Source organism: Telluribacter roseus, assembly GCF_017355915.2.
Lineage (GTDB): Bacteria > Bacteroidota > Bacteroidia > Cytophagales > Spirosomataceae > Telluribacter.
Map to the genome: position 1 here is coordinate 1 of NZ_JAFEUV020000031.1, position 22,636 is coordinate 22,636.

The following is a 22,636-nucleotide window of genomic DNA, read 5'->3' on the forward strand; positions in this document are numbered from 1 at the left end:
CGACGGTGACCTTGCGGCCCCCTCGCCTTGCATGTATTAAGCCTGCCGCTAGCGTTCATCCTGAGCCAGGATCAAACTCTCCATTGTAAATATTTGTATAGTTGCTGAACACTACCGAAGTAGTGACAGCTTACTTTTTTATACTGTCTCCGAGTGTTTCTTTACACTCTGGTTTACCTCATCATTTCAAAGAACAAACCCAAAATCACTTTGCTTTTCTCAGCTTTTCGCTTCGTTGCTTGCGATTGGGAATGCAAAGGTAGCATTTCACCTTTCACTTTTGCAAGCACGCCCAAGAAATTTTTGCAAGTTTTTGCATTTTCTTGAGCATGTTAAAATTTGTACAAAATTTGTACAATTATGACTCCTGCAGGAAGGGGTATTTATAGTCTACAGGCGATACCAGGGTCTCTTTTAGTGCCCGCGGACTTACCCAACGCAGCAGGTTCAGGATGGAGCCTGCCTTATCATTTGTACCCGATGCCCGGGCTCCTCCGAAAGGTTGCTGCCCTACTACAGCACCCGTAGGCTTGTCATTGATGTAGAAGTTACCCGCTGAGTCTACCAGTCGCTCAGTAGCTCTTTCAATAGCATAGCGATCACGGGCAAATATGGCTCCCGTCAGGGCATAGAGGGAGGTAGCATCTACGATATCCAGAATTTCTTCGTAGGACTCCTTCTCGTATACATATATAGTAAGTACCGGTCCGAAGATCTCTTCGCAAAGGGTTACGTAGTTAGGATCTTTGGATAGGATAACGGTAGGCTCTATGAAGTAGCCGGTGCTCTTGTCGTAGCCCCCACCAGCTATGATCTCTACTTTGTCAATATCATGCTTCACTCTATCTATATAAGAGGTGATTTTGTCAAAGGACTTTTCATCAATAACCGCATTGACAAAGTTGGAGAAGTCTTCGACGCCGCCCATTTTGATCTCCGCCAGGTCTTTCAGCATATGCTCTTTTACCTCTTCCCATATACTGGCCGGAATATAGGCCCGGGAAGCCGCCGAACACTTCTGCCCCTGGTACTCAAAGGCTCCGCGTATCAGGCCGGTAGCAACCGCTTTGGGATCGGCCGACTCGTGGGCCAGTACAAAGTCCTTACCTCCGGTTTCGCCCACTATTCGAGGGAAGGTCTTGTAGGTACCAATGTTCTCCCCTATGGTCTTCCAGATGGTCTGGAAAACTTTGGTACTTCCGGTAAAATGAACTCCGGTAAAATCAGGGTGGCTGAATATTACATCACCGGCGGCCGGGCCATCTACCAGGATCATGTTAATCACACCATCGGGCAGGCCGGCTTCACGGAATACTTTCATGAGTACATTAGCGGCATACACCTGCGTAAAAGCTGGCTTCCATACTACTACATTACCCATCATAGCGGGTGCAGCGGGTAAGTTGCCGGCAATGGCGGTAAAGTTGAAGGGAGTAATGGCAAAGACAAAACCTTCCAGCGGACGGTACTCCATACGGTTCCATACACCGGGCGATGACTCCGGCTGCTGCTGGTAGATATCCGTCATAAACTTGACGTTGAACCGCAGGAAGTCGATCATTTCGCAGGCAGAATCTATCTCGGCCTGGTAGGCGTTCTTGGATTGGCCAAGCATGGTAGCGGCATTGATCTCAGCCCGATACGGGCCGGCTAGCAGATCCGCTGCTTTCAGAAATATACTAGCCCGGTGCTCCCATGACATATTGGCCCAGGTCTTACGAGCTGCCAGCGCGGCATCAATGGCCTGACGAACATGGGAAGCATCTCCTTCATGAAAGTACCCTAATACATGCTGATGATCATGCGGCGGTGATACTTTTACTTTATTATCAGTATATACCTCATCACTTCCTATATACATAGGTATATCTACCTGGCGCGAACGTGCCTCCTCGAGAGCTTTCTTAAGGGCTGCTTTCTCGGGGCTACCCGGTGCATAACTCTTTACGGGCTCATTGACAGGTACAGGTACATTAAAAACTCCTTTTGGCATAAGACATTATCTATTATTTGTTGATGATTAGATCTAGGCGGCAAGTTAGGTACTTTTCCTATATTACTTCGGAAGTATGACTTGCAGCCGGGTAGTTTTATGTAAATTTGCGGACTCTTTTACTACCTTACTCTTTTATATAACATGTTGTTTTACAGTACCCGGACCAACAGCCTGAAAGCTTCTCTGGAAGAGGCTGTGTTTAGAAGCCTTCCTGCCGATAACGGACTCTACATGCCCGAGACTATTCCTACTGTTTCGCAGGAGTTTCTTGATACTATAGAGGAAAGGACCTTTAATGAGATAGCCGTTGAAGTAGCGTATACCTTACTGGGCGACGATATTCCACGGACTGATATAGAAGAAATCGTAGCTAAGGCTTTTACGTTCGAAGCCCCCGCCGTACCTGTTACTCCTGACAGCTACGTACTGGAGCTGTTTCATGGTCCTTCCATGGCGTTCAAGGACTTTGGTGCCCGCTTCATGGCGGCTCTTATGTCGTACTTTCTGCTCCGGTCCCAGAAGGAGATCAAGATCCTGGTGGCTACCTCTGGTGATACGGGCGGTGCCGTAGCGCAGGGCTTCCAAAAGGTACCCGGCATATCCGTTACTATACTATACCCAAGTGGTAAGGTAAGTGATATTCAGGAAAAGCAGCTTACTACCCTAGGGCATAACGTGACGGCTATTGAAGTAGATGGTACCTTCGACGACTGCCAACGATTAGTAAAAGAGGCCTTTCTGGACGAAGCACTAAATCAGAAATATAATCTGGCATCGGCCAACTCTATCAACATTTCCCGACTTATTCCACAGTCATTCTACTACTTCTCGGCTTACGCTCAGCTCAAGCGCCTGGGTAAGCCTGTGGTATTCTCGGTACCTAGTGGCAACTTCGGAAATTTGAGCGCGGGACTTCTGGCATATAAGATGGGACTACCCGTTGGCCATTTTGTAGCCTCAACCAATAAAAATAACGTAGTACCTAACTACCTCAACAGTGGTGAGTACTTACCCGTTCCATCGGTCGAGACCATTTCGAACGCAATGGATGTGGGTAACCCCAGCAACTTCGTGCGGATGATCCGCTTCTTTGGCGATGAGTGGGAAGAAGCTCGTCAGCATATCACCGGCTTTTACTTCACCGATGAACAAACGCGCGAAACCATGCGAGAGTTATATGACCAAACCGGCTACGTACTTTGCCCGCATACTGCAGTTGCCTACCGGGGTCTGCAGGAGTACCGTCGTCTGTCAAGTAAAGATTTTACCGGAGTATTTCTGGCGACGGCACATCCGGCTAAATTTATAGATCTAGTAGAAGGTACCTTGGGTCAACCGGTACCAGTACCTGATCGTCTGGCGGAGCTACTGTCTCTTGAGAAGCAGGCCGTCCGGATGAGTTCTTCCTTCGAAGATTTCAAGGGTTACCTCCTATCCGAAAAATAACGTAAAGCAGGGTTACAAGTAGCGCCTGAGATTTGCGCAGAAGAAAGCGGCACGTACCCTAAATCGGTATATTAAAATCTAAAGAAGCGGGACGACCTGTAAACCAAGTCGTCCCGCTTCTTTTATATACTGTATATCAACTAGTTAATTAATTGTATCGCCTCGTAAAGTACGATACCGTTTGCGAGCTTCCGCAATGAAAATACTGCCCGGATACTTCTCAAGTACTTCCTGATACAGTTTCATAGCCTCCTCCTTGCTATTCAGCTTCTCTTCGTAGAGCTTAGCCGTTGCAAAAAGAGCGTCATCCCCTAGTATATCGTAGTTATACTTTTCGGTGATAGTCTTGAGGCAAGCTAGCGCCTGCTGATTACTATCCAGCTTCATGTAGGTCTTGGCAGTCAGCCACAGGATCTCATCAGCGAGGCTATGGTCCTTTAACTGCGCGTACAGGCTCTTGAGAGAGTCGATGGCTACGAGGGGCTTATTTTGAAAAAGGAGCAGCTCAGTGGCCGCGTATGCCTGCATAGCTGTTTCGGAACTATCTAGTCCGGTGTTGTCCATGATCAGCAGGCTAAGGCTGTTGGCATCATTGGCAATCTCGCGGGTAGTTGCTCTCTTCAGGATATCAAGTACTTCTTTGGATAAAGCAAAGTCACCCTTGTAGTAGTGGAGCTTTGCGTTGCGGAGTTTGGCTTCATATCCGAGTAGATCATCCTTCTGCGATTTCTCCACTTGTGAATAAAGTAAAGTAGCTTCCCAGGGCTCACTCTGCAGGAGGTATATGTCGCCAAGGTCCAACTTACACTTATCCACAAAGTTCTTCTCCTGCTTACCTACCTCGATGGCTCTAGTCAGAATACCGATGGCCTTCTGCTTATCATCCAGGTAAAAGGCGTGGAGCATAGCCATATTGCGTAGGGCTTCCAGCGTACGCTCATTGGTACCTAGTTCGGTCAGGAGCTTTTCGTACTCACCGATGAGTTTCTGTACTTCAGCCGTTTTTACCGGAAATGTATTCTTCACCTGCTCCTCGCGGGCGGTGATAGCCATCCGGCGGGCAAACGGGTAGAGCTGACCTTTGGGATACTCCTTCACCAGGTATTCAAACATAGAGGCCGCATTTTCATAGTCTTTGTTCTGCAGGGCCAGATTACCCAGATCATAGATACGGCTACCGTTGTACTTGTAGCGCTTGTCCAGCGCCCGCTCCTGAAGAAATGCTTTATAGAAATCTTTGCGCTGGACCTGGTACCACACCAGTAGCTCATTATAAAATGCCTCGTTAGGATTTTTCTGGATCTTGTCGTAAAGTACTTTTTCCAGTAGTGCCTGCTCTTTCTCTTCTTTGAGGAAGTCCTGCAGCATGTTCTGAACGATCTCGGCATTGCGGAACATGATCCCGTAGGCGAGTAATTCGCCGATCATATTCTCGGTTTCTTTCAGCTCGTGATTGAGGCTGGCCATCTCCAGACGATACAGGTTCTCGTTCTTTGATGCCTCCCGTGCCCGTAGTAAGGTTTGCTTAGCCAATTGAGGCTTCTGTAGCTCCCTGAACTCTTCGGCTACGTCACGGTACAAATCGAAACGTGTACCAAACGCCCCAACCGCTTCCCCAAATTTTTTGTCAGCTTCCCCACTTTTCCCCTCTGCTTCACTTACGAGTCCCCAATTAATATAATACCAGGCGGCGTTGGCGGCGTCACTTTTTACCTGCCTTTTAAAGAACTTATCCGCTTCATCCCAGTCCTTGGCCTTGACCAGACAAGTGGTATAATTTTTTAACGCTCTTTTGTCAAAAGCTTTGCGTAGAATTTTGGAATAATAACTAACAGCCTTTTCACAATCACCCTTCTTAAAATACTCTTCGGCTAACTGTTCATCTGTTTGCGCCACCGCTCCAAAAGAGACAAACAGGATCATACACGAGATTATCCACTTCAGTAACCCTTTCATAAATAAAATAAATATTAAATTTTTATCTATTATCCTTCAGTTATGGCTGTGGAAATGTGCATAGCTTTAGTTTCCACTTTAGATCCACTTCAGTATTGACATCCACTGTTTACAAGTTAGCTATTTATCCACGTACTTTTCAGGGTTATAAACAACTAATTAATTGTTTTTCAGGCTTCGTTACTTTTCTCCACAAACTACAGTGAAATGTGGATGGATAAATCCGTGCCAGTTATGAACAGCTCCTACAGTGTATTCACAGCCTGTTAAGTCCCTGTTAACTCATTCCTTTTCCACTCCAGACTTCCCTTCTGATTATTTTCCACATCTATCAACAATTATACACATGGTTGTACACAGGGTTTACCCCCTATATCCACACCTGTTTTCTATTATCCACAACCTTATGCACATAAAACGGATTTTTCGTCAAAACTAATCTGAGGTTTTTGAGGGTACTGTGAAGTTTAGGTCTTCATACTCAAAATTACTTTTGACCATGATCGGATCAGGAAAGTAGATAATGGGCTCGGGTTGTTGAGACTTGTTGAAAACTCCGGTGTCCCACCGGCGGTTGCGGTTGCGGTCCACGATCAGACGCAGGTAGTATTCCCCCGGCGGGATGCGGGTAAATGTATAGGGCGAGGTGTAAGTAGTCTGTCTTACCTTGTATTCCTTATCCAGCAGCTCTACGATATAAGCAGTAGCGGAGTCGGCCCGGACGCTACCTCTGATGATCCCGTAGTCGTCGTCCTTCATTACGGGATGCTTGATGAGCGTGGCTGGCAGCGTATCTCCTTCTACACTGATCACCGCTCCCTTGGGTATGTCCCACCTGATGGTATCACGAGCTGTGGCACGCGCCTGTACGTTGATCTCGTTGCGGTAGCGGTTCCACTGCCAGGTAATATTGCTCAGGCTCTGCCTCGAGGTACTGTCGCTGATGAGCTGGATACGCTCCGGCTGTAAGGTACCTATCGGCTTGCTGAATGAGAAGGTATAGCGGACGTCGCGCGCCAGGGGCTGATTTCGGTCGGGTGTCGTTTTGAGAGCAAACGGATCGCGCTGGCGCTCTTTCCCCCGCTGGGGCAGAAACGCTATCTTCTGCTCTACTTCCAGGGCCTGTCCCAGAGAGTCGGTACCAGTGAGGCGCGCTACGGTGGTATCGGCGGAGGTACCTACGTTGAAGAACTTCAGCTGCGTGGAGGTCTCCAGAATATAAGGCAGCGAATCGCCTCTCCCAAACTGCACCCGAATGCTATCCATACTTTTACTGAATACTACTGCGTAGGAATTGACCTTGGGAATAGTACGCTGAATGCGGGGAGGCGTAACGTCGGAGGCAAATAGCTTAAGATCGTACAGGGACGAGTCGGCATTTACACTAATGGCCGAGTCAAGAAAAGCGATTCGCTCTTCCCTCGCATTATAAAGCTGGTTGCGATTTTTGTCAGAGATGGCGATGAGCCGGTACCTCTGCGATGACTGGATATTCTCGATGGCATAGAAGCCACTACTATCGGTGCGGGAGAAATAGTAAGGCTTTTGCTTCTCAGGATTGAGGGTATCCTTGGGCAGGTACAACCCTACCATAGCATCAAATACCGGAAGGTTGGTCTGCAGGTCTGTGACCCTGCCATAGAGCCTGGCGGAATCAATCGTAGCACCCGTACTGAACACGAGCTTCAGGTTCTGGGCGGGATTACGCTCCGAGAAGTCCCTGATGGCATCCCCGAAGTTGAATGTATAGGTAGTACTATCGTTGAAGTCATTCTTGAAGTTAAGCTGTATTAGCTTCCCCTTATTCTTTACAGTGTAGGGGTTCTCAGCCTCGGGGGTAATGGTCAGCTTCTGCTGGATGTTGTCGAGGATTACGTACTCATCAAAGAGTAGCTCTATGGATTTGCCTTTAAAATTGAGAGCCTTGTTCTCGGGGGTACTTAGGACAAGCTTGGGCGGAACGGTATCTTTTTCTCCTCCGGTTGGAGCTACCTGTTGGGCACAGCGCGCAAGTGTAACAAGTACGAGTAAGGCCAGCCAGTATTTTTTCATGTGGTAGTTTGTGAATTGGTTAAATAAAAACCCTCAATACCAACGAGCCGTATTGAGGGTTGCGTATGAGCTATGACAGATTATGCTTTACCTATTATATAGATAAGACTTGAAGTATTAGGAAAGGTAGTGCCATTGGATCTGCGGCCCTGCCAGTTGGAAAGGCTACCTGTTATAAAGCTACCGGGTAAGTCAGTCTTGCCCTTCTGGTACTTGGTGCTAAGCATACTTACGTAGTAGGAGTCGAACCACATGGGATGTACCTGCTGAATGCGGAAGCCGTGCTTCTCCATCAGCTGCCGCATGGTACCCTTGGAGAAGTGGTACAGGTGGCGTGGTACATCGTACGCCGCCCAGTGCTCCCGGTACTGCTGGGCATCCTTTGACTCATGGTTGGGTACCGCTATGATTAAAGTAGCTTTAACGTCAAGGTGAGCGTACAGCCAGTCGAGCGTATCATTGAGCAGGTGTACATGCTCCAGTACGTGCCACATGGTGATGGCGTCGAACCTCTTGTTCTCGAAATAAGGATCATCAATGGTACTGAACACGTTAGCCCCTCCCCTACCCTGCGCTACCTGACGGGCATGGTCATCAGGCTCGGTTCCGGACACCTTCCAGCCGTCTGCCTGGCACTGCGACAGGAAGAAACCGGTACCACATCCCACATCAAGCAGTTCACCGCGCCGGTTGCTGGTAGCCTGGTTGAGGAGGTCGATCTTCTGGCGGGTAGTGTAGTTGCGTACGCCGTTGTACACTTTACTCATCAGGTCCCGGGCCTCATCGTGGTGAGAGATGTACTCCTCCGACTGGTAGTAGGCACCTATACTGGCCGCGTCGGGACGAGGGTTAGTAAACAGAAACCCACAGGTCTCACACGACACGATCTGGAATATGTCGTGTGAGACGGTGTAGTCTTTTACCTGAAGGTAGTTGCTGAAATGTTCGTTGTTACAGACGGGGCAATGGGTAAGGGTTTCGAGGGCCATTTATCTTCCAAGGTAAATCATAAGTACAGAAATATCCGAAGGACTTACTCCGCTGATGCGGGAGGCTTGTCCGATGGTATGAGGGCGGGCACGCTTCAGCTTCTCACGTCCTTCAAACGAGAGCGCTGCTACATTATCGTAGTTAAAGTTATCGACGATGAGCAGGTCTTCCATCCGTGACATCTTTTCTACCATCAATCTCTCCTTCTCTATATAGCTGTCATACTTTACATGGATTTCGGCTTGCTCTACAGCATCCGTCTTGAAGCGGTTTACCCAGGTAGCAAACTGTGGGTTCAGCGACTTGACCTGCGTCATGTCCAGCTGAGGACGCTTCAACAATTGATACAGCGAAGTCTTCTCCCGAATAGTGGAGGTACCTAGTTCATCCAGTTTCTGATTCACTTCCTCGGGCTGTACTTTTACCTGCATCAGCTCCTGGATCAGCTCGTCGGTCTGCGCTACCTTCTCCCGTACATTAGTCAATCGCTCCTCATCTGCTAATCCAATATTATATCCTTTTTCGGTCAGACGAATGTCGGCATTGTCCTGACGGAGCAGGGTGCGGTACTCAGCGCGCGAGGTAAACATCCGGTAAGGCTCTTCGGTACCTTTATTAATAAGGTCGTCAATAAGTACTCCTATATAAGCCTCCGATCTTTTCAGGATGAAGGCATCTTCTTCGTTCACCTTCCTGTGCGCATTGATACCGGCGATCAGCCCCTGACAAGCGGCCTCCTCATATCCGGTAGTACCGTTGATCTGTCCGGCAAAGAAGAGGTTGTCGAGGAGCTGCGTCTCGAGAGTAAGCTTAAGCTGGGTCGGTGGGAAGAAGTCGTACTCGATGGCATAGCCGGGACGGAACATCCGTACATTCTCAAATCCCGGAATCTTGCGAAGTGCGTTGTACTGTACGTCCTCGGGTAGTGAGGTAGAAAAACCATTCACGTATACCTCTACAGTATTCCACCCTTCGGGTTCCACAAAAATCTGATGACGATCCTTATCCGCAAAACGATTGATCTTATCTTCTACCGATGGACAGTAGCGGGGACCTAGCCCTTTGATCCGTCCCGAAAACATAGGCGACTTATCAAAGCCGGTACGAAGGATTCCATGTACATCTTCGTTGGTATAGGTAATCCAACAACTACGCTGCTTGGTAAGGCGCTTGGTTTCTTTGTATGAAAATCCTCCCGCTTCCTCGTCACCGGGTTGCTCTTCCATTTTGGTGTAGTCCAGTGAACGGCCATCTACCCGGGGAGGAGTGCCTGTTTTCATACGGCCAGCTTCAAAGCCTAGTTCTTTCAGTTGCTCCGTTATACCGGTCGCAGCTTTCTCGCCGGTTCTTCCTCCTCCAAAGTTTTTCTCTCCGATATGGATCAAGCCGTTCAGGAAAGTACCATTGGTAAGTACTACTGCTTTGGATTTTATCTCTATGCCAAGGCTCGTCTTTACTCCTGCCGCTCTGTTATCTTTTACAAGAATTTCCTTAACCGTATCCTGCCAGAAATCAACATTGGGTGTGTCTTCCAGAATCTGTCTCCACTCCTGAGCAAAGAGCATCCGATCACTCTGACAACGGGGGCTCCACATAGCAGGTCCCTTAGAGCGGTTGAGCATTCGGAACTGAATCATCGTCCGATCACTCACAATTCCTGACTGTCCACCCAAAGCGTCAACCTCCCGAACGATCTGTCCTTTGGCTACACCTCCCATTGCCGGGTTGCATGACATCTGCGCGATGGTCTGCATATTCATAGTGATGAGCAAAACTTTCGATCCCATATTCGCTGCCGCGGCAGCCGCTTCGCATCCAGCATGCCCTGCTCCAACTACTATTACATCATACTCTGGAAACATACTTTCTCTGATATTTTTCTAACTTAAGTTATTGTTCTGTAGTGTTTTGTGGAATTTGAAAAAATGTTCCACGTGGAAAGTTTTACAACTCTTTGAAAATCTGGAGATAATCATCCTCTTTTTTGCGCATTTCAGCCTCTGATTCATCGGTAGTATCATCGTAACCTATCAGATGTAAAACGCCATGAACCAGTACTCTCCGAAACTCATCTTCAAAAGATTTAGTAAGATTCTGAGCATTTTCTTTAACCCTGTCGATGCTAACAAAAATGTCTCCCTCTATCTGATCCTCTCCTTCATCACTTGTATCAAACGTGATGATGTCTGTGTAGTAGTCATGTTCGAGATACTCACGATTTACATTGAGTAAGTATTCATCTGAACAAAATATATAGTTGAGATGGTTCAGTTGAGCACCTTCCGCTTCTACCACGGCTTTAAGCCAACGTTTGGTTTTAAGGGGAGTTGGAACTTTAATAGAAACATCCTCCTGAAAAAAATTAATCATGTGAATCTTGGTTTGAAAACACAAAGGTAACAGGTTATGCTACTCATACTCAATAAAAAAGCGTCCGGCTGGTCTAGCCGGACGCTTTTTTATGTAAAAGATGTTATAGGCTATTTTCCCTGAGCCTGGTATTTACGGAAGTAGGCATCTACTTCACGCTTATAGAAGGGAGAGAAAGTAGGCGGTATAGATCGTAGTAGCTCGGTCTGACGCTCCTTCTCTTTGATGTACTGCTCAAAGGCCGGTGGCGGGCGACGTATCACTTCCTTCGCTGTTTCGCCTTTACGTTTCTCATCTTCGTCCTGCTCACGCATCGCTTTTTCGGATTCGAGTAGACGGGTAACGATTTCCTGGTTCCTTTTGATCAGCTCCTGGTTGATACGCTTATTAACCAGATCCGTTTCAGACTCATCCATCTTCTCCATGATCTCTTTCAGCTCGTTACCCATCTTCTGACCCATTTCGGTACCTTTCTGAGAGTCGATCAGTTCCTGGATCATCTTGCGGAGCCGGGCTTGCTCGGCCGCCGTACGGGCTAGCTCTTCGGACATGCCTTCTTTACCTTGCTGTCCCTGTTGGCCCTGGCGTTGTTGCTGGCTCAACTGCTGAATCCGCTCATTAAGCTGCTTTTGCATCTCTCCCATCCCGGGCGATTGCTGCTGCTTTCCTTTCTCCTTACCACTGCCCGGCATCTGCATCGCCATCGCCATCTGCTGCTGCATCTGGCGGAATACGTCGCTCAGCATCAGCGCCAGGTTGTTCATGGAGGTCATGGCAAACTGCTGCTTTGATGTTGCTACATTTATCCGGCGGTCACGAATGTTGCTGACACTCTCACCCATGTAGGTTTTCATGTCGTTCAGTTCGCGGGTAATAAACGACTGAATCTGGATAACCCGGTTAGCCAGTGCGTAGAGGCTATCCTCAATCACCTTGGCATCATCCTGCAGTTTGAGCTGCTCCTGGCCTAGTTTTACAAAGCGTGGATCCTGCAGATTCACTCCTTTAAAGTCCTTCATCAGGCGCTCCTGATCGAAAGACAACTCAATGAGGTTTTCCAGGATGTCCCGCATGGAATCGATGTCTTCCTGCATCTGAGACATCTGTGAGCTCTGCATGGATTCAGACATGGACTTAGACATGTTTCGCATGGATTTGGCGGCCTTTTTCTGCGATTCTGAGGCACTTTTGTTTTGCTTCTGATCCAGTTGCTTCATGCTCTGTTTCATCTGCTCAGAAGCGTTTTTTTGCTCGCCTTCCTGCTTGTCCATTGGCTCGTCCAGTTCTTTGCTCATCTTCTCGATGTCCTCAATATCCTTCTGAGCCTTCTCAAACTCTTCTTTGATCTTCTCCTGCTCTTTCTTCAGCTCATCGTTAGCACTCTTCTGATCCTTGGCGTTCTTTTGATCATTGGCATCTTTACCATCCTTCTGATCGTTCTCGCCCTTCTTATCGTCAGCAGCGCCTTTCTTGTCTTCTTTGTCTTTGCCGTCTTTATTCTTGTCGTCCTTAGCCTTGTCATCCTTGGCCTTCTCATTCTTGGCGGCTTCATCAGTCTTCTGAGTCTTCTCGGCAAGCTTCTCCTCCTTTTCGGCCAACTGATCCAGGTCTTTAATCACGTTCTCCATCTTCTGCTCCATCTGTAGCTTCTTGAACAGATTCAGGGCACGTTCGATCTCTTTCTCAGTGTTCTGGTTCTTGTTGCGCAGCTTTTCGAGCATATTGGCCATACGCTCGCTTTGCTTCTGCTCGAGCAGTTTCTGAAGTTCCTTGAACAACTTGCTAGTTTCATCGTCCATCAGCTCATTCATCAGCTTCTGTAGCTGATCGAGCTTTTGCTGCATCTCAGGGCTCTGCTGGTTGAATTGGCGGGATTTCTCATTAGTAGATTTGTTCTGCTCCTGAATCGATTTGATCTCGTTCATGAGCTCTTCACGCTTCTTAATGATATCCTCAGCCTGCTTACGCTCCTGAAAATCCATCTCCTTCGTTGATTTCAGACGGTTCTCGAGGTTCTTCATGTCCTGCTCGAGGCTCTTCGCCTTCTTTAGGGTTTTCTCCAGCTGTGACTGAGTCTGCTCGGCCGACTTCTGAATCTCTGCCTCTAGCTTATCCTTAGAAGGTACTGTGAAGTTGATTGTTCGGGAACGGGCGCTTTTAGAGCCGTTGATGCCATCATTGTCCCATACCTGAGCATAGTACTCTATGCGGTCGCCAGGAGTTAATTTAAGACTGTCTACGTACCACTGGAAGTAGAAGCTCTGGGTATTGACCGTCTTATTGAAAGGAATAGCCATACTCTTAGGCTGTACTTTGGCCGACTCACTGTCACCTTTGCGACGGATGGTGTAGAATAGACGGAGCTGCGAAAAGCCATAATCATCACTGATAGAGCCCCCCATCACCATGTAGTTGTACAGAGTAGTATCCTGGAAGTTCTCCAAAGAGAGCTCTGGGTGCCTGTCAGGAATTACGTTAATGTAATAGCCAATGGCTTCGGCATTGGGCGTATCATCGTTTTGTAGCATCACCTGGTACTGCGATGAACGACGTACCTGCTTGCGCAGTTGGTAGCGCTCCCCTCCCCTGCCTTCGGCTTTGTGAAGGATAGAGTCGCTATCAAAGCGGATAGCCATTGATTTGGTAGCGGAGGTATTGAAGTCCCACTCAATAACAGTACCCTCGGGTACGGTCAGGTTACCTACGTTGTTAAGGCCTTCGGCCGGCTTGTTGAGGTAAGCCGGATAGCGCAGGTGTACGTCGAATGACAGCAGGCTAGGGCGCTCAATAACGGTGAGGGTGTAGTCATTGGAGGTAAATCCGGCCGCTTCAAAGCCAAACTTTACATCTCGCTGCACATTTTTGAAGGTATAGGAGTACATGCGTCCATCTTCCTGAGTCAGCTTAAAGCGTGTACCGTTCTGTACCAGATATACGTCCTTGGGCAAAGCTTCACCTTCCAGTTTAAGACGAATGGTGTAGTCGTCGTTACGGAAGGCTTTGAGTGCTTTATTCTCTACGTGAAACGAGAACGGAGCGTAGGTATAGTTATTCTGAAAGTGAATGATCCGGTCAGAGCTGGTCGTGAAGAACGAAGGGTGGAACATCAGGATCATGGCAATAGCTGCCAGCGGATATACTGCGTATTTCACGTACCGCTGATTCTCCTGAAAACGAATAGCGTCCGAAAACCGGACGATCAGTAACTGGTTGGATTTCTGCTGGATACTGGCTTCGATCAGATCGGTCTGGCTACCCGTAAGTGACCGTAGCTGTAGGGTATTGATGAGCTTATCGCCTACTTCGGGGAAGTACTGGCCGATCTGCAGGGCCGCTTCTTCGTCCGATAATGGCCTGCGGAGGCCATACAGGCTGATAAGAGGCTGTATGATCCAGCGGAAGACCGAGAACATCAGCACGGCCATAAATCCGAAGAATAGCATACCTCGGATCGTGGAGCTGAATCGGCCGAAATATTCCAGTGTGTTGACAAACAGGAACACGCTCAGCAGCAACGCCGCCGAGAATATAATTCCTTTAAGTAGCTGATTTTGGTAGTACTTCTGCCGGTATTCCTGAATCCGGAACAGAAGACTCGCCATAGCGGTAGTTGAAGCTGCCATATTATTCTCTTTTCACCTGTTAATCAACATCTTTCCCTCTGCAGCATAACCGTACAGATGTATGTCTTGTTTACTTAAAAATTCAGGAAGTATCTTTCGGTACTTCCTGAATTAAGACTGTTACATCTAAACGCCAATTTCGGTCCTTTTATTGGCCTTGACTTCGCTGATAAAGTTCTTGATGTCTTCTTCTAGATTGTTGCTTTCCTGTAAGATACGGATAAAAGCGCTTCCGATGATAGCCCCCTGCGAATAGCAGCACGCTTTTTCGAAAGTAGGGCGATCCTTGATACCAAAACCGATGAGGCGGGGGTTGCGGAGGTTCATCGCGTTGAGGCGGTCGAAGTAGGATTCCATATCATTACTCACGCCGGTTTGAGAACCTGTCACGCTGGCTGAGGAAACTGTATAGATAAATCCAGCGCTTACTTCGTCGATCTGACGGATCCGATTCTCGGAAGTCTGTGGAGTAACCAGAAAGATGTTTAGAAGCCCGTAAGAGTCAAAAATAGACTTGTACTCATTCAGATATACGTCCATGGGCATATCGGGCAGTATGAGCCCATCTACGCCTACTTCTGCGCATTTCTTGCAGAACTCCTCTATGCCGTACTGCACCACCGGGTTGATATACCCCATCAGAAGTACCGATACGTGGATGGTCTCGCGCATACCTTCCAGCTGGCTGAACAGCGTGCGGAGCGTCATACCATTTTCCAGGGCTTTCTGATTACTCTGTTGGATGGTTTCACCATCAGCTACGGGATCTGAGTACGGCATACCGATCTCTACCAGGTCTACCCCACCCTCCTGCAGCGCAGTGAGGATGCGACGGGTATCGTCCAGTTGAGGAAAGCCAGCCGTGAAGTATACGTTCAGGTTACCCGTAGGCTGATCGTTAAATAATTTTATAATTCGATTCATTACTCCTGTACCCAATAGTCAACCACTAACACTTTGTCCAGATGGGGGCCCAGTACCTTACCAAATGCCTTGTGGGCAGGATGAGGAAGGTAAACGGCACGGCCTGCTTCGTCCTCGAACGTTACAAAGAAGCAGTGCGTAAAGCCCTGATTCAGGTTTTCGGGGCTGTTGTTGGTACCCCACTCGAGCGACTTGATCTCTTTGATCTGTGAGGGCAGCTTACGGAAAGCATCCTCTACTTCTTTGACCTGCTGAGGTGTAGACGAATCTTTGAACTTGAACAGAACTACGTGACGGAGCATTTTCTTAGTTTTTAAGCTATCGTAGGAGGTAAAGGCAACAGTACCCAACAGGAGCAGGCCAGTGGCCAGAAAGAGTTTAAATTTCATAGAAAAAGAATGTTAAGGGATGTTATGCGGAACAATTGAGACATTCACCGTCTTCGCTAAACTTCAGGCGGTCAAATTCGCCTAGTTTTTCTTTAATCTCCAGTATCTGATCTTCAATATCACACCGTTCAAACAGAGAGACTTCGGGTGAATCCTTTTTGCCTTCTAGTTCCTGTAGCTTCAGGCGAAGGTCAAATACTTCGGGAAGAGTAAGAGTAGCCATAGTTGGTTTATTTGTGGTTAATCAATGTGTTTCATGTAAGTACCCAGGTCTTTATCGCCCCGTCCGGAGAGATTTACTACCACGACCTGATCCTGAGTGGCTCCCAGACGATCCAGTACCGCCAGAGCGTGTGAGCTCTCGAGCGCCGGGATAATACCCTCGGTGCGAGCTAGCTCGAAGGCAGCTTGCAGGGCCTCTTCGTCAGTCGCTGATAGGAACCTGCCGCGGCCGCTATCGTACAGGTAGGCGTGCATAGGTCCGATACCCGGGTAATCCAGACCGGCAGAGATCGAATAAGGCTCAACTACCTGACCGTCTTCGGTCTGCATCAGGATGGTACGACTACCGTGCAGAACTCCGGGCTTACCCAGTGCGGTGGTAGCAGCCGAGTGTCCGGAGGTAAGACCTTGTCCGGCAGCTTCAACGGCTACCAATTGTACCTCGGGTACATCCAGGTAGTGGTAGAAAGCTCCGGCAGCGTTGCTCCCTCCACCTACGCAGGCTACCACGTAGTCCGGATTTTCACGACTTGTCTTTTCCTTGAGTTGCTTCTTTATTTCTTCTGAGATAACCGACTGAAAACGAGCTACCATATCCGGGTACGGATGCGGTCCTACTACCGAGCCTATAATATAGTGCGTATCTACCGGATTACTGATCCAGTGGCGCATGGCTTCGTTGGTGGCGTCTTTCAGGGTTTTGGAGCCACTGCTGGCAGGTCTTACTTCAGCTCCGAGCAGCTTCATACGGGCTACGTTAGGCGCCTGACGCTCGATATCCAGCTCACCCATGTATACGATACATTCAATACCCATCAGCGCGCACACGGTAGCCGTAGCTACACCATGCTGACCGGCACCGGTTTCGGCTACGATCTTCTTTTTGCCCAGGCGCTTGGCCATCAGGATCTGCCCGATGGTGTTATTCACCTTGTGAGCACCGGTATGGCACAAGTCTTCGCGCTTCAGGTAGATGTTGGTACCGTACTTCTCCGAAAGGCGCTTCGCGAAGTACAGTGGCGTAGGGCGCCCCACGTAGTCGCGTAGCAGTTCGTTGAACTCACGCTGAAACTCTGGCTCGGCTATAATCTTCAGGTAGTTGTCACGTAGCTCCTCCACATTAGGGTACAGCATTTCGGGAATAAAGGCTCCCCCAAACACTCCGTAATATCCCTGCTCATTCACCTGAAATGATACTTTTTCTGCCACTTCACTCATAATTGATGGTATTTGTTCTCCCTGCCGGGCAGGATGAGAAAGTCAAAATGATATATGAAAATCAAAGGACGGCGATTAGGCCTCTATTTCTTCTTCCTTGACGCGTATTTTGGCAATAAGCTGTTGGACCCTATCTATATCTTTCAGGCCAGCCTCGCGCTCAAATTGGCTGTTTATGTCAATGCCGTATATGCGTTGAGAACGGGAAAGCTCGATAACTTGTTCAATGTTGTCCAGACTAATACCTCCGCTCAGTAGAAAGGGCTTCTCGTTGTCGTACTTGCGCAGCAGGCTCCAGTCGAACGTAGTGCCATTTCCACCGAAGTTTGCTCCCTTGGTATCGAACAGGAACATGTCGCAGAAAGGCTTGTAATTGTTCAGCATTGCGAAGTTGAAGTTCTCGTCTACCTGGAAGGCTTTAATGATATTTACTCCTTTCTGACGGATAATACGGCAGATATCCGGTAGCTCGTTGCCGTGCAGCTGTACGTATTGCAGGTCAAAGCGCTTTACCATGGTTTGTATGTACCCGGGATTGGCATTTACAAATACGCCTACCTTCTTAATACTCTTAGGGATGCTTCTGACAAACTCTTCGTCCAGCTCCTCCCCTATGTACCGGGGCGATTTGTCGTAGAAAATAAACCCGATAAAATCAGGCTGCAAACTCACCAGCTGTTCGATGTTGGCTTTTTCGCGCATTCCGCAAACTTTGATTTTCATACGACAAGAGGGTTATGGTTTATAATTCGGTTAAGATCTGTCTGTAGGTCGGCTAGTGCCTGAGCGGGATCAGCGGTTTTCATGAAGGTTTCGCCAATCAGGAAACCCTGATAATCATGACGGTACAGATCTACAATAGTCTCTGCATCTTTCAGGCCACTTTCGGATATTTTTACGAACTGGTCCGGAATCAGCTCGGCCAGCCGGATGGATGTTTCAATCGAGGTAGAGAAAGTCTTAAGGTTGCGGTTATTGACTCCTACCATATCTACGGTATCACACAGGGTCTGTCGCAGCTCTTCTTCGTCGTGTACTTCCAGGAGTACCTCCAGACCTAGTTCGTGCGCTTTCTGACTAAGTGAGGCTACTTCCTCAGGGGATAGACAAGCGGCAATAAGCAGGATCACGTCCGCTCCAATGGCTTTGGCTTCAAAGAGCTGGTACTCGTCTACCATGAAGTCCTTGCGGAGCATGGGAGTAGTGGGATTAGCCAGACGGGCTTTATTGAAATCATCAAAGTTGCCGCCAAAGAACTGGGTATCGGTCAGTACAGATAAGCCTGCGGCACCAGCCTGTGTATAGCCAGCAGTCACCTCGGCGGGTGTTACCTGTGCGTTAATGATACCCTTTGAAGGGGACTGACGCTTAAACTCGGATATAATACCAGGCAGTTGGGACTGCTGTATGGCCTTCTTAAGGGAAAGAGTCGGACGGGAAAACAGCTCACGCTTTGTCAGCTCATCCATAGAGGCCTGAGCCTTGGCCTGGGCCACTTCTATCCGCTTATTAGCTACTATCTTGTCTAGAATATTCATAAATGGTATTTGTATTTCCTGCTTAGGCTGCTACCAGTTTTTTGAAGCAATCCAGTGCACGTTTACTGTCCAGTGATTCCTGAGCCGCGGCTACGGCATCAGTCAGGGATATTTCCGGATTGACACAGTACAGCGCCAAAGCCGAGTTAGCGATCACAGCCTGTTTTTGGGCTGAGGTCGCTTCATTGTTTAATACATTCATGAAAATGCGGGCTGATGCTTCTACGGAATCTCCACCGGAAAGCTCTTCGGGGCGTAAGGTAGTAAGCCCCATTTGTGAAGGAGTCAGGACTTGCTCGGACTGAGCGGTAATGATTTTGAATGCTCCTGTCAATGACACTTCATCGTATCCGTCTAAAGCGTGCAGTATTAAGAATCGGGTATTAGCTTGTTGGTAAAGATAGCTATAAAGTCTTGCTAATTCAAGGCTGAACACCCCCACCAGCTGTTTTTTGGGGAAGGCCGGATTGACCATAGGACCCAGCATATTGAAAAACGTTTTGATGCCCAGCTCACGGCGAACGGGCGCTATATTTTTCATAGCCGGGTGAAACAGGGGCGCGTGCAGGAAACATACCCCTGCTTCCTCGATCTTACGTTCCAGCGCCTCTTTCTCATTGGTGAACTGTACCCCCAGGTACTCGAGTACCGTTGAGGAACCACACATGGACGATACACCGTGGTTGCCGTGCTTGGCCACCCGCTGGCCGGCACCGGCTACTACAAAGCACGAAAGGGTTGAAATGTTGAAGGTATCCTTGCCATCTCCGCCTGTACCGCACAGATCCATGGGATCGTAAGCCGACAGATCCACCGACAGGCAGAGCTCCAGCATAGCATCGCGGAATCCTTCCAGCTCTTCCACCGTAACGCTACGCATACCGTACACGGTAAGGAAAGCCGCTATTTCGGAGTGGGTATAATCGCCTTTGGCAATGCCTACCAGTACTTCCTTAGCTTGTTCTTTTGTGAGGACTTTATATTCAAAAAGGTGATTTAGTATCTTTTTCATCAATGACTCGTAATTAACACTAACAGACGATAAGAGGGGCTTCTAGATTCACCCCTATAAAAGGACGAAATCTATTGGTCTAACCAGTTACGGAGCATCTCTTTTCCATGTTCGGTCAGGACCGACTCCGGATGAAACTGTACCCCTTTTACATCGTATGTTTTGTGTGCCAGTCCCATGACCCTACCCTGCTCATCTACGGCCGTCACAGTCATGCTAGCGGGTACTGTATTAGGTATAACCGTCCAGGAGTGGTAGCGGCCTACCTTGAACTGATGAGGCAGGTTCCTGAAGATCCGGTCCTGGCTATCGGTAATCATTACTTTATCGCTGATACCATGTAGTACATCGGACATATTCTCCAGCGTAGCACCGAATACTTCACCGATGCCCTGATGGCCAAGACACACCCCCATGATACTCTTAGTGGGAGCGTATTCTTTCACTACATCCAGCATAATACCCGCTTCGGAAGGAATACCCGGACCGGGCGAGAGCAGGATCTTATCATAGTCAGCTACCTGCTCTAAGCTAATCTTATCATTACGATACACATCTACCTGGTCGTGCAGCTCGCGAAGTATATACACCAGGTTGTAGGTAAACGAATCGTAATTATCTATTACAAGGATTTTCATTGGGAAGGTATTAAAAGTCGGTTATTGCTATCATTACACTACAATTCTTCGGCTACCTCGATGGCTTTGCGCAGGGCGGCCAGCTTATTATTTACTTCCTGCAGCTCGCTTTCCACGTTGGATTTGGCAACTACTCCCATACCTGCTCTGAAAAACAGCGTGTTGTCTTTACTTAAGAACGTACGAATGGCTATGGCATGATTGAAATCGCCATTAAAATCCATAAACCCGATGGCTCCACCATATATACTCCGATTGCTGCTCTCAAGTTCATTTATCAACGTCATAGCCATATGTTTAGGCGCTCCGGATAGGGTACCGGCCGGGAAGGTATCAGCCACTAGCTGCAGAGGATTGGTACCTGGCTTCATCCTGCCCGTAACTTTTGATACCAGGTGAATGACGTGGGAGTAGTACTGTACCTCCTTATAAGTCTCAACTTTTACAGAGTCACAGCTACGGCTGAGGTCGTTACGGGCCAGATCTACCAGCATCACGTGCTCGGCCGTTTCTTTTGGGTCGTCGAGGAGGAGTTGAGCGGCTTGTGCGTCGGCACGGTCATCGCCCGTACGACGGAAGGTACCCGCTATAGGATGTATTTCAGCCTGACCATCCTTGATGAATATCTGCTTCTCGGGTGATGAGCCAAAGATCTTGTAGTTGCCGTAGTCAAAGTAAAACAGGTACGGCGAAGGGTTGATAGAGCGCAGGGCACGGTATACATTGAAGTCATCTCCTTGGAAGTTGCGACTAAACCGGCGGGAAGGTACGATCTGGAACACATCACCCCGTAGGCAGTGGTCGATACACTTCCTGATGACGCCCCGCATCTCATCGTCCGTGACATTAGAGGTTTCCTCGGATGTAGTTTTGAAGCTGTAGGTAGGGAAGTTACGGTTCTTGATCATTACCTCCAGTTGCTCCAGGCCCTCCCCTGCTTCGGCTCCGTTATAAGTATGCTCAAAGATGTACAGCTCGTCTTTGAAATGATTAATAGCGATCACGTAGCGGTACACCTGGTAGAAGATCTGATCTATCTCTGTCTCGGCACTGGGAGGCTGAATGGTGATATCTTCAAAGTAGGCTACGGAGTCATAGGTAATATGTCCGAAAAGGCCATTGGAGATAAAGGAGTAAGGGCTCTTTTCGTCGGGCTGAAAGCGTTGAGCAAAACCTTGTAGTACAGATATAGCCTCTTTGGTTGATGCTAGTGATGAACTTTCCTGAGTACCATCCGGAAAGCGCTGTGTTACCTGTCCCTGATTCAGCTTAAAAGAAGCTACCGGATCGCAGCAGATGTAGGAGAAGGAATCTTCGTTACCGTGGTAATCCGAGCTCTCCAGCAAAATCGTATTCACAAACCGGTCACGTAGCTTCAGGTAGATGGATACCGGGGTTAGTGTATCAGCCAGTAGTTTTTTATGGCGGGTCTTGATGGAATAAATGGTTTGTTCGGTGGTCATAGTAGAAACAGGTTTGAGAAATAGCAATAAAAAAAGGGCCCGCTGTCGAGATGAACAGCGAGCCCTGGTGTACGTTTATTTTTTTTGATTACGCACTATGGCTTACACATCCATCTCGGAAAGACGGGCGTGCCACCACCATGCAGTATTCAAGGAAATGTTCATGTTCTGATTTCTTGTCTTTTCATCATGTAACAGATAGCTCCAGCTACTGTACATGATCTATACTACTGCAAATATAAAAAAACAATTTTCACATCACCAAATCTTTCAGGAGCCTCCTTATTATTTGAGCAGCATAAGCTGTAGCCTTCCAGCTTTCACAGGAAGCTTTGCTCAGATGGATAGTGGTGGGAGATGGGTGAGATAGGCTAAAATTTCCCCTAAAATGATGGGCTCTAGAATTAACTATACAAGATCAATGTGCAGGTTGAAATCTTCTGTAAAAACCATAGAGGCTGCCTTTATGGCCTCTCTTATATCTACACCTCTGATAGTAAGTTAGTTATTAGTTATTAAAGGGCTAAGGAAAATACGGGAGATAAAAATCAAAAATTGACACTTCCAGAGAGGCTGAGACGGCTTAGCTGATCTTTCTCCTATCGAAAGACATAAAGTCTCGCTAAGTGTACTTAAAAAGGCTAAGACAGGATCATATACGCAGAAAGCCCCTCCTATTGAAAGGCATCCTGTTATTAATGAAATGCAGTGGTGGTATATATAAACAGCAAAGGAGCCGCAGCGAGTGCTGCGGCTCCTTGTAGCTTGATAGGGTGTGGCGGCTACCTACTTTACCGGG

The 22,636-nt window shown here is 48.1% G+C and carries 17 protein-coding genes and 1 rRNA gene; 1 reads left to right on the forward strand and 17 read right to left on the reverse strand.

Annotated features, from left to right (window positions below; genetic code table 11):
• Both JTN23_RS25525 and pruA read right to left on the reverse strand, forming a co-directional pair.
• Positions 1–87: ribosomal RNA gene (locus JTN23_RS25525) — 16S ribosomal RNA — on the reverse strand; the annotation flags it as partial.
• 271 nt (positions 88–358) lie between these two features.
• Positions 359–1,993 carry an L-glutamate gamma-semialdehyde dehydrogenase gene (gene pruA, locus JTN23_RS25530; protein ID WP_247237958.1) on the reverse strand — a complete coding sequence of 545 codons (1,635 nt, stop codon included), beginning with the start codon at positions 1,991–1,993 and terminating at the stop codon, positions 359–361.
• Between the two features lie 144 nt (positions 1,994–2,137).
• Between pruA and thrC the strand changes: the two genes are divergently transcribed.
• A complete protein-coding gene (gene thrC / locus JTN23_RS25535; protein ID WP_247237959.1) occupies positions 2,138–3,442 on the forward strand; it encodes a threonine synthase in 1,305 nt (434 codons plus the stop codon).
• A 144-nt stretch (positions 3,443–3,586) separates the two neighbouring features.
• Here the strand turns inward: thrC and JTN23_RS25540 are convergent, their stop codons facing one another.
• From JTN23_RS25540 to JTN23_RS25610, 15 genes are all read right to left on the reverse strand, one after another.
• The gene (locus JTN23_RS25540; RefSeq protein ID WP_247237960.1) at positions 3,587–5,398 is read right to left on the reverse strand and encodes a tetratricopeptide repeat protein; all 1,812 of its coding nucleotides are present in this window, start codon (positions 5,396–5,398) and stop codon (positions 3,587–3,589) included.
• A gap of 435 nt (positions 5,399–5,833) precedes the next feature.
• Positions 5,834–7,450, reverse strand: coding sequence for an Ig-like domain-containing domain (locus JTN23_RS25545; protein ID WP_247237961.1), 1,617 nt, complete (start codon positions 7,448–7,450; stop codon positions 5,834–5,836).
• An 80-nt stretch (positions 7,451–7,530) separates the two neighbouring features.
• Entirely contained in the window at positions 7,531–8,439 is a 909-nt protein-coding gene (locus JTN23_RS25550; RefSeq protein ID WP_247237962.1) for a class I SAM-dependent methyltransferase, read from the reverse strand.
• Positions 8,440–10,302, reverse strand: a complete 1,863-nt coding sequence (gene mnmG / locus JTN23_RS25555) for a tRNA uridine-5-carboxymethylaminomethyl(34) synthesis enzyme MnmG (RefSeq protein ID WP_247237963.1) — start codon at positions 10,300–10,302, stop codon at positions 8,440–8,442. It abuts the gene before it with no gap.
• Between the two features lie 82 nt (positions 10,303–10,384).
• The gene (gene ybeY, locus JTN23_RS25560) at positions 10,385–10,810 is read right to left on the reverse strand and encodes an rRNA maturation RNase YbeY (RefSeq protein ID WP_247237964.1); all 426 of its coding nucleotides are present in this window, start codon (positions 10,808–10,810) and stop codon (positions 10,385–10,387) included.
• A 110-nt stretch (positions 10,811–10,920) separates the two neighbouring features.
• The gene (locus tag JTN23_RS25565) at positions 10,921–14,433 is read right to left on the reverse strand and encodes a DUF4175 family protein (RefSeq protein ID WP_247237965.1); all 3,513 of its coding nucleotides are present in this window, start codon (positions 14,431–14,433) and stop codon (positions 10,921–10,923) included.
• A gap of 126 nt (positions 14,434–14,559) precedes the next feature.
• Positions 14,560–15,357 carry a tryptophan synthase subunit alpha gene (gene trpA / locus JTN23_RS25570; RefSeq protein ID WP_247237966.1) on the reverse strand — a complete coding sequence of 266 codons (798 nt, stop codon included), beginning with the start codon at positions 15,355–15,357 and terminating at the stop codon, positions 14,560–14,562.
• A complete protein-coding gene (locus tag JTN23_RS25575) occupies positions 15,357–15,659 on the reverse strand; it encodes a Dabb family protein (RefSeq protein ID WP_409049474.1) in 303 nt (100 codons plus the stop codon). The genes trpA and JTN23_RS25575 overlap by 1 nt, the downstream gene beginning before the upstream one ends.
• 109 nt (positions 15,660–15,768) lie before the next feature.
• Positions 15,769–15,969 (reverse strand): hypothetical protein, encoded by a 201-nt coding sequence (locus JTN23_RS25580; protein ID WP_247237968.1) that lies wholly within the window; start codon positions 15,967–15,969, stop codon positions 15,769–15,771.
• Positions 15,970–15,986: 17 nt separating this feature from the next.
• Positions 15,987–17,186 carry a tryptophan synthase subunit beta gene (gene trpB, locus JTN23_RS25585; protein ID WP_247237969.1) on the reverse strand — a complete coding sequence of 400 codons (1,200 nt, stop codon included), beginning with the start codon at positions 17,184–17,186 and terminating at the stop codon, positions 15,987–15,989.
• A gap of 75 nt (positions 17,187–17,261) precedes the next feature.
• A complete protein-coding gene (locus JTN23_RS25590; protein ID WP_247237970.1) occupies positions 17,262–17,909 on the reverse strand; it encodes a phosphoribosylanthranilate isomerase in 648 nt (215 codons plus the stop codon).
• A complete protein-coding gene (gene trpC / locus JTN23_RS25595) occupies positions 17,906–18,724 on the reverse strand; it encodes an indole-3-glycerol phosphate synthase TrpC (RefSeq protein WP_247237971.1) in 819 nt (272 codons plus the stop codon). The genes JTN23_RS25590 and trpC overlap by 4 nt, the downstream gene beginning before the upstream one ends.
• A 22-nt stretch (positions 18,725–18,746) precedes the next feature.
• A complete protein-coding gene (gene trpD, locus JTN23_RS25600; RefSeq protein WP_247237972.1) occupies positions 18,747–19,736 on the reverse strand; it encodes an anthranilate phosphoribosyltransferase in 990 nt (329 codons plus the stop codon).
• A gap of 71 nt (positions 19,737–19,807) precedes the next feature.
• Positions 19,808–20,374, reverse strand: coding sequence for an anthranilate synthase component II (locus JTN23_RS25605; protein WP_247237973.1), 567 nt, complete (start codon positions 20,372–20,374; stop codon positions 19,808–19,810).
• A 38-nt stretch (positions 20,375–20,412) separates the two neighbouring features.
• Complete coding sequence (locus tag JTN23_RS25610) at positions 20,413–21,837, reverse strand: anthranilate synthase component I family protein (protein WP_247237974.1); 1,425 nt, start codon at positions 21,835–21,837, stop codon at positions 20,413–20,415.
• Between the last annotated feature and the right edge of the window lie 799 nt (positions 21,838–22,636).

Bases quoted from the DNA above. Each gene is read 5' to 3' on its own strand.
- pruA (WP_247237958.1), bottom strand. From the start codon at position 1,993: ATGCCAAAAGGAGTTTTTAATGTACCTGTACCTGTCAATGAGCCCGTA.
- thrC (WP_247237959.1), top strand. From the start codon at position 2,138: ATGTTGTTTTACAGTACCCGGACCAACAGCCTGAAAGCTTCTCTGGAA.
- JTN23_RS25540 (WP_247237960.1), bottom strand. From the start codon at position 5,398: ATGAAAGGGTTACTGAAGTGGATAATCTCGTGTATGATCCTGTTTGTC.
- JTN23_RS25545 (WP_247237961.1), bottom strand. From the start codon at position 7,450: ATGAAAAAATACTGGCTGGCCTTACTCGTACTTGTTACACTTGCGCGC.
- JTN23_RS25550 (WP_247237962.1), bottom strand. From the start codon at position 8,439: ATGGCCCTCGAAACCCTTACCCATTGCCCCGTCTGTAACAACGAACAT.
- mnmG (WP_247237963.1), bottom strand. From the start codon at position 10,302: ATGTTTCCAGAGTATGATGTAATAGTAGTTGGAGCAGGGCATGCTGGA.
- ybeY (WP_247237964.1), bottom strand. From the start codon at position 10,810: ATGATTAATTTTTTTCAGGAGGATGTTTCTATTAAAGTTCCAACTCCC.
- JTN23_RS25565 (WP_247237965.1), bottom strand. From the start codon at position 14,433: ATGGCAGCTTCAACTACCGCTATGGCGAGTCTTCTGTTCCGGATTCAG.
- trpA (WP_247237966.1), bottom strand. From the start codon at position 15,357: ATGAATCGAATTATAAAATTATTTAACGATCAGCCTACGGGTAACCTG.
- JTN23_RS25575 (WP_409049474.1), bottom strand. From the start codon at position 15,659: ATGCTCCGTCACGTAGTTCTGTTCAAGTTCAAAGATTCGTCTACACCT.
- JTN23_RS25580 (WP_247237968.1), bottom strand. From the start codon at position 15,969: ATGGCTACTCTTACTCTTCCCGAAGTATTTGACCTTCGCCTGAAGCTA.
- trpB (WP_247237969.1), bottom strand. From the start codon at position 17,186: ATGAGTGAAGTGGCAGAAAAAGTATCATTTCAGGTGAATGAGCAGGGA.
- JTN23_RS25590 (WP_247237970.1), bottom strand. From the start codon at position 17,909: ATGAAAATCAAAGTTTGCGGAATGCGCGAAAAAGCCAACATCGAACAG.
- trpC (WP_247237971.1), bottom strand. From the start codon at position 18,724: ATGAATATTCTAGACAAGATAGTAGCTAATAAGCGGATAGAAGTGGCC.
- trpD (WP_247237972.1), bottom strand. From the start codon at position 19,736: ATGAAAAAGATACTAAATCACCTTTTTGAATATAAAGTCCTCACAAAA.
- JTN23_RS25605 (WP_247237973.1), bottom strand. From the start codon at position 20,374: ATGAAAATCCTTGTAATAGATAATTACGATTCGTTTACCTACAACCTG.
- JTN23_RS25610 (WP_247237974.1), bottom strand. From the start codon at position 21,837: ATGACCACCGAACAAACCATTTATTCCATCAAGACCCGCCATAAAAAA.